Below are 11,745 nucleotides of genomic sequence, written 5' to 3' on the forward strand. Positions count from 1 at the left end.
ACCGCTTAAAAAGCGTAACATATTATATTATACTGTGCATCTATTTAAATTTGCTAACGGACTTAAAGTTAAAGGAAACGAGAAATGCAACAATTACAAACTATTATTGAGGCAGCATTTGAACGTCGTGCTGAAATCACGCCTTCAAATGTTGATACAGTAACGCGTGATGCAATTAATCAATGTATCGCTCTATTAGACAGCGGTAAAATGCGTGTCGCGGAAAAGATTAATGGCGATTGGGTGACTCATCAATGGTTAAAAAAAGCAGTGTTGCTCTCTTTCCGTATTAATGAGAACCAACTTATTGATGGTGGCGCAACAAATTATTATGATAAAGTGCCATTAAAATTTGCTGATTATGATGAAGCACGCTTCCAACAAGAAGGCTTCCGTGTCGTTCCATCAGCAATTGCACGTAAAGGTGCGTATGTGGCTCGTAATACCGTATTAATGCCATCTTATGTAAATATTGGTGCTTATGTTGATGAAGGTACAATGGTTGACACTTGGGTAACTGTTGGTTCTTGTGCGCAAATTGGTAAAAATGTTCATTTATCAGGTGGTGTTGGTATCGGTGGCGTATTAGAACCGTTGCAAGCAAATCCAACGATTATTGAAGATAACTGCTTTATTGGTGCACGTAGTGAAATCGTTGAAGGTGTGATTGTTGAAGAAGGCAGTGTGATCTCAATGGGTGTTTTCATCGGTCAAAGTACTAAAATTTATGATCGCGCAACAGGTGAAGTCCATTACGGTCGCGTGCCAGCCGGTTCAGTTGTGGTATCAGGTAACTTACCAACTAAAGATGGCAAATATAGCCTTTATTGTGCAGTAATTGTAAAAAAAGTCGATGCTAAAACGTTAGGTAAAGTAGGAATTAACGAATTACTTCGTACCATCGATTAATCGCAATCAATTACCATAAATTAATTGACTGTCTTTGCTTTTGATATAGGGACAGTCAATATATTCTCATAACATTCATCAAGTTAATTTTATTTTTAATTATTCGCAAAGGAGAATTTATGCCTTCTTTTGATATTGTTTCTGAAATTCAAATGCCAGAAGTGAAAAATGGTGTTGAAAACGCGACCCGTGAACTAACTACGCGTTGGGATTTTAAAAATGTGGAAGCCTCATTTGAGCTTAATGAAAAAAATGAAACGATCAAAGCGACCAGCCAATCTGACTTCCAAGTACAACAGCTATTGGATATTTTACGTGATAAGTTAGCCAAACGTGGTATTGATGGTGGGGCACTTGAAATTCCGGAAGAGATGGAACATAGTGGAAAACTATACAGTATTACAGTAAAACTAAAACAAGGTATTGATAAAGAGTTAGCTAAAAAAATAGTTAAGTTGATTAAAGACAGTAAACTTAAAGTGCAAGCCCAAGTACAAGGGGAACAAGTTCGCGTTACGGGTAAATCACGTGATGATTTACAAGCAACGATGGCATTAGTTAAAAACGGAGAATTAGGACAACCGTTTCAATTTACTAATTTTAGAGACTAATTAATGTAACCTTCGTGAACGTCGTCTGGCAATCACTCACGCTAAACGATTAGCCCGCATTTATTATGTAAAAAAGTTTGAGGTTAAATAATATTAACGTCAATTTTTTTATATAATAAATGCGATCTTGTTTTAAACATAAATGAAAACAATGTAAATAACGAGATTTTTATGCGCGAATAAGTTATGCTATCTTCATGTCTATCCTTTAAATTATAACAATATTTATCATGATGAAAAAATTAATAGTTGTTTTGGTTTTTTTTCTGTTTTCAGGCTCTTTGTTCGCACAAGATTCGAATAGCGAAGAAAAAAAAGCTTTTATTGATAACTTATTATCAAAAATGACCATAAAAGAAAAAGTGGGTCAGTTAAGATTAATTAGTGTAGGTGGCGATCTCACTTTACCAAAAGTATTAGACCAAATCGAGGCTGGAGAGATTGGCGGTATTTTTAATACTGTTGTTGAGCCAGATTTGACAAATATGCAAGACCGCGCTTTAAAGTCCCCGAATAAAATTCCTCTATTTTTTGGATTTGATATTATTCATGGCCATCGTACGGTATTCCCAATTAATTTAGGTGTTGCATCGAGTTGGGATCGTAATGTTATAGGTAAAGTTGCTGAAGTGTCTGCCGACGAAGCGACCTCAGATGGATTAAATATTACTTGGGCTCCAATGGTTGATATTACCCGAGATCCTAGATGGGGACGCGTTTCTGAAGGCTTTGGTGAAGATCCCTATTTAACATCTGAAGCAGGACGTATTTTTGTCGAAAAAATGCAAAAACAGTCTCTTGATGATAAAAAATCGTTAGTGACAACCGTTAAGCATTTTGCGCTATATGGTGCGGTCGAAGCGGGTCGCGAATATAACAGCACCGATATGAGTGAACGTAAAATGTTCCAAGAGTATCTTGTACCTTATAAAGCAGCCATTGATGCCGGTAGTCGTGCTGTAATGGTGTCTTTAGTCAGTGTTAACGGTATTCCAGCGACAGCTAATCATTGGCTACTGACTGAAGTATTACGTGACCAATGGCATTTTAATGGTGTGGTTGTGAGTGATCATGGTGCGATTCGTGAATTGATTAATCATGGTGTGGCAAGCGATGCTAAAGATGCTGTTCGCGTGGCGATAAAAGCAGGTATTGATATCAGTATGAATGATGAATATTTTCTTCAATTTTTACCTGAACTTGTTAATGAAGGTGTCCTCACAGAAGAGGATATTAACAAAGCTTGTCGACATGTATTAGAACTCAAATATGACATGGGGCTGTTTAATGACCCTCATCGTAATTTAGATCCTAAATTAGATATCGATACGATGTTTGCCGACAACCGTCTACATCGAGAAGAAGCCAGAGATGTAGCGCGTCGAAGTATTGTGTTGTTGAAAAATAAAAATAGCATTTTACCTTTAGCCAAAAACAAGAAAATAGCCGTGATTGGACCACTTGCCGATTCTAAGCGCGATATTTTAGGTAGTTGGTCAGGTGCCGGACGCGCTAATCTAGCTGTCACACCTTTAGAAGGAATCAAAAATGCAGTAAAAGATCCTAAAACAATTAGTTACGCATTTGGTGCTAATCTTTCCGATGATTCTAATTTATATAAATTTTTAAATTTATATGAAGAAACCACCAAATTTGATCCTCGTCCTGCTGATAAAATGATTGCCGAAGCAGTTGCTAAAGCTAAAAAAGCCGATGTTGTTGTGTTGTTTGTAGGGGAAGCTGAGGGAATGGCGCATGAGTCATCTAGTCGCACCGATCTTTCATTGCAAGCAAGCCAAAAACGGTTAATCAAAGCTTTAAAGGCAACAGGCAAACCTTTAGTTATAGCATTAATGAATGGTCGTCCATTAACTGTAAAAGAAGAGTATGAACAAGCTGATGCTATGCTCGAAACTTGGTTTTTAGGCACAGAAGGGGGCAATGCTATCGCTGATGTTTTATTTGGTGATTATAACCCATCGGCTAAATTACCAATGTCATTTCCTGATAATGTTGGGCAAATTCCCGTCTATTACAGTCATTTAAACACTGGTCGGCCTCATGGTACTGAAAATATGGGGAAATATACAACATCGTACTTTGATAGTCCTAATGAACCGCTATTCCCGTTTGGATTTGGTTTAAGTTATACCCATTTTACGATAGATTTTGCCTTATCAAGTACTGAGATGCCGCAAAATGGTGAAATTGTGGTGACTGCAAATGTTGAGAATATTGGCGAGAAAGAAGGTAGCCAAACGGTACAGTTTTACCTTCAAGATATCACAGCTTCGGTCAGTCGACCCGTTAAACAGTTGATAGGTTTTGAAAATATTACTTTAAAACCTCATGAAAAAGGTGAGGTGAAATTAGTGATCAAACCAGATATGCTAAAATTCTGGAATGACAAAATGCAATATGTTGCAGAACCAGGTAAATTCAATATCTACGTTGGCTCTGATTCGACAACGCAAGATAAACAGACCTTTACCTTATTAGATAAATAAATTAATTATATTAACCGTCGACATCTGTCGACGGTTTTATTATGTGGTCAAAATTATGTTTGAATTTGATCTTGTTTTACAACTTCTTCAACAAATGTGTATTTATTTAGTTATCGCTTATCTACTAAGTAAAACACCTATTGTTATTCCATTAATGCAAGTGACTGTGCATTTACCTCATAAGTTAGTCTGCTATTGTATCTTTTCTCTATTTTGTATTATGGGCAGTTATTTTGGTTTACACATTGAAGACACAATAGCCAACACCCGAGCCATTGGCGCTATTTTAGGCGGCTTGCTTGGCGGTCCCATGGTCGGGCTATTAGTAGGGATAACTGGAGGAATTCATCGTTATACGTTAGGTGGAATTACCGCTGAAAGTTGTATGCTTTCGACTATTTTAACAGGATTGATTAGTGGTCTATTGCATTATGGCTTAATGAAAAAAGGTCGAGTTGATCTTATCTATAATCCGTTGTTAGTCGGGGTTTTAGGCTTATTAGTTGAATCGCTTGAAATGATAATGGTGTTACTAATTTCACGCCCTTTTGACGTGGTTTTACATGCAGTTAAAAGTATTGCTGCGCCAATGATCGTGGCTAATAGCATTGGCGCAGCTATGTTTATGCGAATTTTACTCGATAGGCGCGCTATTTTTGAACGATATACGTCAGCCTTTTCCGCAAAGGCACTTAAGATTGCCGCAAGTACCGAAGGTTTACTTCGTGATGGTTTTAATCAAAGTAATAGTACTAAAGTTGCACAAATTATTTATCAAGAGTTAGATATTGGTGCAGTTTCGATTACTGATAGAGAAAAGATCTTAGCATTTATTGGTGTTGGTGATGATCATCATCTACCCGGCACACCAATTACCTCTAATATTACTTTAGAAGCAATTGAACAAAATGATGTTAAATATCTTGATGGCGTTCATCAACCTTATCAATGTTCAATTAATAAATATTGCCGCTTAGGTTCAACATTAGTTATTCCGCTGAGAGGTGAAAACAATACTGTTGTTGGTACAATTAAATTGTATGAAGCTAAAAATACATTATTTAGTTCGATCAATCGTACGCTTGGTGAAGGCATTGCCAGTTTACTGTCCGCACAAATTTTAGCTGGGCAAAATGAGCACTACAAACAATTATTATCTAAAACTGAGATTAAATTATTGCACGCTCAAGTTAATCCTCATTTTTTATTTAATGCGCTCAATACGCTATTGGCCGTTATTCGTCGAGATAAACAACAAGCATCACAATTAGTGCAGAATCTTTCGACTTTTTTTCGCAAAAATCTTAAGCGAACAGATGAAATTGTTACGCTGAAAGACGAAATTGAGCATGTTAATGCTTATTTACAAATTGAAAAAATGCGCTTTATGGAACAATTGACCGTCGAAATAGCTATTCCCCCACACTTAGAATCGGCTCAGTTACCGGCTTTTTCACTACAACCGATAGTGGAAAATGCGATTAAACATGGCACTTCGCAATTAATTGGTAAAGGAAAAGTGGCGATTTATGCCTATGAACAAAATCAAACATTAGTTTTAGAGGTTATGGATAACGCTGGTAACTACTGCGAAAATAAAAAAGACACAAAAGGATTAGGTCTAAATTTGGTTGATAAACGAATTAATATTCGTTATGGTGAGCAATACGGAATAAAAATAGAATGTGAACCTGATACTTATACTAAAGTAGTATTAACATTGCCTTTACAAAAGGAAAGCTGTATTCAATGTTAGATGTAATTATTGTAGATGATGAACTGCTTGCCCGTGAAAATTTACGTTGCTTGCTTGAAAGTGATCTTGAAATTAATATTGTTGCTGAATGTAATAATGCAATGGAGGCGATTCGTGAAATTCATCGTTTGCAACCTGATGTGGTTTTTTTAGATATTCAAATGCCGAAAATCAATGGTATTGAAATGTTATCTATGTTAGATCCTAAAACCATGCCACATATTGTGTTTTTAACTGCTTATAGTGAGTTTGCAGTCAAAGCCTTTGAAGAGCAAGCTTTTGATTACTTATTGAAACCTGTTGAATCAGAGCGCTTACATAAAACACTAAATCGATTGCATCATCATTGTATTCCTTGTGATATTTGCCAATTAAAAGGAATCAAACAGGATTTTGAGTATATTCCCTGTGTTGGGCATAATCGTATTTATCTGTTGAATATTGAGGATGTCTATTATGTGTCGTCTAAAATTAGCGGCATTTATGTTTTTAATCAAGCCAATCAAGAATACTTTACCGAATTGACCTTAAAGACTCTAGAAGATAAAACTCCATTGATCCGCTGTCATCGTCAATATTTGGTTAATTTAAAAAAGCTTAAAGAAATTCGTTTCAATGATACAAATGGCGTTGATATTATTTTAAATAATGATATATCAGTTCCAGTTAGCCGTCGTTATTTAAAACAGCTCAAAGAGATGTTGGGATTATAGTTTTTTGTCGTTATCCGCAAAAACCACTCATCCGCTAAATTTAACCACTCATCTTTTCTATTTAACCTATAACTTAAATATCGATACCTCTATAACCATTAAAAAATTACTATAGGCTTGGATGTAAAGGAACTTTTAGTCGTTATTTTAGGCTATAACAATACAGACAAGCTATTTTAATGAAATTAAAAATAATGGTTTTTTTAATATCAAAACATAGTAAGTCTATATCTGTTTTAAATGGTGTTAAATTTCGAACTAATTAAATTTAAAACCCATGAAGAGAGTTATTATGAATAATAAAGTCTTTAAGCATATTCCATGGCTGATCTTAGCCTTTATTGGTGCATGTTGTTTAGCCGTAATTGCATTACGGCGAGGTGAGCATGTCAGCGCACTATGGATTGTTGCTGCTGCTGTTTCAATTTATCTTGTCGCATACCGATATTACAGTTTGTATATCGCCAAAAAGGTCATGCAATTAGACCCGACGCGTGCAACCCCTGCTGTCATTAATAATGATGGTTTAAACTTTGTACCGACTAATAAATATGTATTATTTGGTCACCATTTTGCTGCCATTGCCGGTGCAGGGCCGTTGGTTGGGCCGGTACTTGCCGCTCAAGTAGGGTACTTACCAGGTACACTTTGGTTACTTGCAGGTGTCGTGTTTGCCGGTGCGGTACAAGACTTTATGGTTCTATTTTTATCTTCTAGACGTAATGGCTCATCTTTGGGCGAAATGATTAAAGAAGAGATGGGGGCGATTCCTGGTACCATAGCGCTATTTGGTTGCTTCCTTATCATGCTTATAATACTTGCGGTTTTAGCATTGATTGTGGTTAAAGCGCTAGCTGAAAGCCCTTGGGGGGTATTTACTGTTTGTTCAACAGTACCTATTGCCTTATTTATGGGTATTTATATGCGATTTTTAAGACCAGGACGGGTATTAGAAGTATCTGTTATTGGTATTGTGTTATTAGTGTTATCAATATGGTTTGGTGGCGTAATTGCGCATGATGCATATTGGGGACCAGCTTTAACTTTCAAAGCAACGACTATTACTTATGTATTAGTGGGCTATGCTTTAGTTTCAGCAATGTTACCTGTTTGGTTAATCCTAGCACCTCGTGATTATTTAGCAACATTTTTAAAAATCGGGGTAATTGTTGGTTTAGCTATTGGTATTGTTATCTTAAATCCTGATTTAAAAATGCCAGATGTGACCCAATATGTTGATGGTACCGGTCCAGTTTGGAAAGGTTCACTTTTCCCATTCTTATTTATCACGATTGCTTGTGGTGCTGTTTCTGGCTTCCATGCATTAATTTCATCAGGTACAACGCCAAAATTACTTGCTAACGAAACGGATGCTCGCTTCATCGGTTATGGTGCAATGTTAATGGAGTCATTCGTTGCCATGATGGCATTAGTCGCTGCTTCAATTATTGAGCCAGGTCTTTATTTCGCTATGAATACTCCACCGGCAGCTTTAGGGATTACTATGCCTGATTTGCATAAATTAGGTACTGATCAAGCGCCAATGATAATGGAGCAACTTAAAGATGTGACAGCCCATGCTGCTGCAACGGTTAGTTCGTGGGGATTTGTCATTTCACCTGACGAAATTTTACAAACAGCCAAAGATATTGGTGAACCGTCAGTGCTTAATCGTGCCGGTGGTGCGCCAACGCTAGCGGTAGGTATTGCACACGTGTTCCATCAAATTATTCCTGGTGCCAATATGGGCTTTTGGTATCACTTTGGTATTTTATTTGAAGCGTTATTTATCTTAACTGCACTTGATGCTGGTACCCGTTCTGGTCGTTTTATGCTACAAGACCTTTTAGGTAACTTTGTCCCATTCTTGAAAAAAACCGATTCACTCATTGCTGGTTTTATTGGTACAGTGGGTTGTGTTGGTTTGTGGGGCTACTTACTCTATCAAGGCGTTGTTGATCCATTAGGTGGTGTTAAGAGCTTATGGCCATTATTCGGTATCTCAAATCAAATGTTAGCGGCTGTAGCGTTAGTGTTAGCGACAGTTGTGTTAATTAAAATGAAACGTGCTCAATATATTTGGGTGACAATTATTCCAGCAATATGGTTACTCATTTGTACAACATGGGCATTAGCATTGAAATTATTCAGTAATGATCCGCAATTAGAAGGTTTCTTCTATTTAGCCAATGAGTATAAACGTCGTATTGCTGAAGGTAGTGAATTAACCGCACAACAAATTGATAATATGCACCATATCGTTATTAACAATTATACTAATGCGGGTTTAAGTATTCTATTTTTAGTGGTTGTTTACAGTATTATTTTCTTTGGTATTAAAACTGCATTAAAAGTACGTAATAATAAACAAAGAACAGATAAAGAGACAGCTTATGTGCCAATTCCTGAAGGCGGTGTAAAAACTTCAATGTCACATTAAGTCTGTATTATTGATGACGTTACATTATCAAGTTGTCAAAAAATATTGATGGTTGTCTATCTCATACCCAATAATATTGTTATATTGTTGGGTATTTTTATATCATTTAATATTATCTTATTGCGAGTTGTGATTATAAATGAACGATGCTTTTAACGTATTAGTTATTTTATTTTCGTATAGGGAAGATTATTTGTTTGTCGAGTTTTAAAGGAGCTTAAAATGTTACTCAATAAAAGATTGTTATCATTATTCACCATTGTGGCTTTATCCAGTCCCTTGCCACTGTTGGCTAAACAGGTAAATGTCGCTATTTTAGCAACTTCCGATGTTCATGGACGAATGTTACCTTGGGATTATGGTACAGATAAGGCTGATTTATCCGGTTCTTACGCACAAATATCTACCTTTGTTAATCAGTTTCGTGAGCATCACCCTAATGTCATTTTGGTTGATGCGGGTGATATTATTCAAGATAACCAAATTGAACGTTTTCACGATGTGAAAAATCATCCAGCTATTGAGGCTCTTAATACTATGAAATATGACATTATGGTATTAGGTAACCATGAATTTAATTTTGGCATGCCAGTTGTTGATAAAATCGTTGCTGAATTTAAAGGTAAAACATTAGCAGCGAACATCTTTTATAAAGACTCAGGTAAAGCCTATTTACCCGCTACATCCATTATTGAAAAAGATGGCGTAAAAATTGGTTTTATTGGGGCAACGACACCATTTGTACCTGAATATGAAGATAAAACAGGTTATGTAAAACAAATGGAATTCACTATGCCAATTCCAGAAATACAAAAACAAGTTGAAAAGTTAAAACAACAACATGTTGATGCTATTGTTTTAGTTACCCATATGGGGGTGGATAATGAAAACAATAAACCAGGAACCGGCGTTGCTGATGTGGCTAACCAAGTGCCCGATATCGATGTGATTATAGCCGGGCATAATCATCAAAATATAAGTGAAAAAGTGATCAATAATGTTTTGATTACTGAACCGCATCGTTATGGTACCGTGGTTTCGGTGGTTGATTTAACCTTTGATCTTGAAAAAAACAAAACCTCTTTAGTTAATAAAAAAGCCGAAACACAGCCAGTTAAATCGTATGCTGCCGATCCGGCAATTGAAAAAATTTATGCGCCTTATCATCAACAATTAAGAGAAATAGCCAATCAGGTTATTGGTGAAACCGATCGTGATTTGGTCCCCCAGCAAATGATTCATGGTATTCCTGCGATTTACCTCGAAGAAACAGGGCTAACCCATTTACTCAACGCTGTTCAATTATATTATAGCGGTGCGGATGTGACTTCTGTGTTGGTTGATAATAAAAAAGCAATCCTGAATAAAGGTCCAATTACGCGTAAAGATATCGCCAATAATTATCAATATACCGCTGGTGAAACCAGTATATTCGAAGTTACCGGTCAAGACCTTAAAGACTATATGGAATGGTCTGCTGCTTATTTTGCCCAAGTACAACCGGGTGATAAAAATTATCAATATGATCCCATTCGTGGCGCGTCAAAATATATGACTTACGATATGTTTGGTGGGGTCAAATATACTATTGATTTAACTCAACCGGTTGGTGAGCGAATTAAAAATTTAACATTGCTTAATGGTCAGGCTATCACTGCGGATATGAAGCTGAAATTAGGTATGAACGCTTATCGTTACGAAATGTTAGTCAAAAAAGGTGGGCCATTAGAAGGAAGACGTGTTGAACCAACTTGGGACTCGCGAACCGCTTTCGGTGATGAACAAGGCACTATCCGTAATATGACGATAAAATATATTACAGACGTCAAAAAAGGTAAAATTACTGATGAATCTAACCATAACTGGCAAGTGATCGGCATCGAACCTTAACCGCTCGTTTAATAAAAAGGATGATCGTTGTGAAAAATGATATAACGTTTTACCAACGTTTTAAATCGGATATTTTGGCAGGTTTAAAAACTATTACTATTCGTGATAAAAGTGAATCACATTTTAAGGTTGGTGATACGTTGCGAGTGGGCGTTTTTGAAACGGATGCATATTTTTGTAGTATAAAAATTACTAATGTGACGCCTGTAACACTCAATCAATTGACTGAAGAACAGGCTAAGCAAGAAAATATGAGCTTAACTGAACTGAAAAAAATCATTAGTGATATTTACCCTAACGAACAACAGTTTTTTATTATTGCTTTTCAACTATTATCAATCTAAAAAAAACGCGCCTTAGGCGCGTTTTTTTACTGGTAAAAAGCAAAATGTGACTAGTTTTTTATTGGTTGTACCGTTAAAACTAGACCATTAACCGCGATAACTTCAACAGCATGACCAACCGGTAAATTAATATTACATTGTGCTGGCCAAGTGCCGTCTTTGATTTTGACTCGGCCTGAGCCATTGATAATGGCGTCGGTAACAAGGGTTTTAATACCAATTAAATCTTGTTGTGGTTGATTAATTTCGTTGCTATTCGGTTTGCTTTGCCCAGACTTTTTAAGCCATAGCCACCATAAATATGCTGAAACCAAGGTAAATATAGCAAATAAAATCCATAAAACAGGCCAAGACAGAGGCAAAATCCAAGCAATAAGACCAACAACAATTGCAGCGATGCCGCTCCAAAGTGAGTAGCCACCAGTACCAAGCAATTCTGCAATTAATAATGTTCCCCCTAAAATAAAAAATACCCAATGAGGGGAATTATAAATAACGGTTAAAATATCAGTCATCGTTTAATTTACCTAATTACATAATTGAAATTGCAAAAGTATTTATTTAATTCCAAAATA

General features: G+C 36.3%; 9 protein-coding genes. 8 read left to right on the forward strand and 1 reads right to left on the reverse strand.

Going from position 1 to position 11,745, the window contains the following annotated elements:
- Positions 1–84: 84 nt before the first annotated feature.
- The 8 genes from dapD to yqfB all read left to right on the forward strand — a co-directional run bounded on the left by dapD (position 85) and on the right by yqfB (position 11,170).
- Entirely contained in the window at positions 85–909 is an 825-nt protein-coding gene (gene dapD / locus J3U59_RS03100) for a 2,3,4,5-tetrahydropyridine-2,6-dicarboxylate N-succinyltransferase (protein ID WP_065563367.1), read from the forward strand.
- A gap of 119 nt (positions 910–1,028) precedes the next feature.
- Positions 1,029–1,520 carry a YajQ family cyclic di-GMP-binding protein gene (locus tag J3U59_RS03105; protein WP_267333370.1) on the forward strand — a complete coding sequence of 164 codons (492 nt, stop codon included), beginning with the start codon at positions 1,029–1,031 and terminating at the stop codon, positions 1,518–1,520.
- A gap of 233 nt (positions 1,521–1,753) precedes the next feature.
- Positions 1,754–4,027: a beta-glucosidase BglX gene (gene bglX, locus J3U59_RS03110; protein ID WP_267346677.1), complete on the forward strand. Its 2,274-nt coding sequence runs from the start codon at positions 1,754–1,756 to the stop codon at positions 4,025–4,027.
- A gap of 55 nt (positions 4,028–4,082) precedes the next feature.
- On the forward strand, positions 4,083–5,783 hold the full coding sequence (locus tag J3U59_RS03115) for a sensor histidine kinase (RefSeq protein WP_267333372.1): 1,701 nt from the start codon (positions 4,083–4,085) through the stop codon (positions 5,781–5,783).
- Positions 5,777–6,496 (forward strand): two-component system response regulator BtsR, encoded by a 720-nt coding sequence (gene btsR, locus J3U59_RS03120; protein ID WP_267333373.1) that lies wholly within the window; start codon positions 5,777–5,779, stop codon positions 6,494–6,496. The genes J3U59_RS03115 and btsR overlap by 7 nt, the downstream gene beginning before the upstream one ends.
- A 292-nt stretch (positions 6,497–6,788) precedes the next feature.
- Positions 6,789–8,936: a carbon starvation CstA family protein gene (locus J3U59_RS03125; RefSeq protein WP_065633355.1), complete on the forward strand. Its 2,148-nt coding sequence runs from the start codon at positions 6,789–6,791 to the stop codon at positions 8,934–8,936.
- A 222-nt stretch (positions 8,937–9,158) separates the two neighbouring features.
- Positions 9,159–10,826, forward strand: a complete 1,668-nt coding sequence (locus J3U59_RS03130; RefSeq protein WP_267333374.1) for a bifunctional metallophosphatase/5'-nucleotidase — start codon at positions 9,159–9,161, stop codon at positions 10,824–10,826.
- A gap of 29 nt (positions 10,827–10,855) precedes the next feature.
- Positions 10,856–11,170 carry a N(4)-acetylcytidine aminohydrolase gene (gene yqfB, locus J3U59_RS03135; protein WP_323849488.1) on the forward strand — a complete coding sequence of 105 codons (315 nt, stop codon included), beginning with the start codon at positions 10,856–10,858 and terminating at the stop codon, positions 11,168–11,170.
- 50 nt (positions 11,171–11,220) lie between these two features.
- Here the strand turns inward: yqfB and J3U59_RS03140 are convergent, their stop codons facing one another.
- Entirely contained in the window at positions 11,221–11,685 is a 465-nt protein-coding gene (locus tag J3U59_RS03140; RefSeq protein WP_267333376.1) for an NfeD family protein, read from the reverse strand.
- Positions 11,686–11,745 lie beyond the last annotated feature (60 nt).

This window comes from Gilliamella sp. B3783 (assembly GCF_026536125.1).
Taxonomy (GTDB): Bacteria; Pseudomonadota; Gammaproteobacteria; order Enterobacterales; family Orbaceae; genus Gilliamella.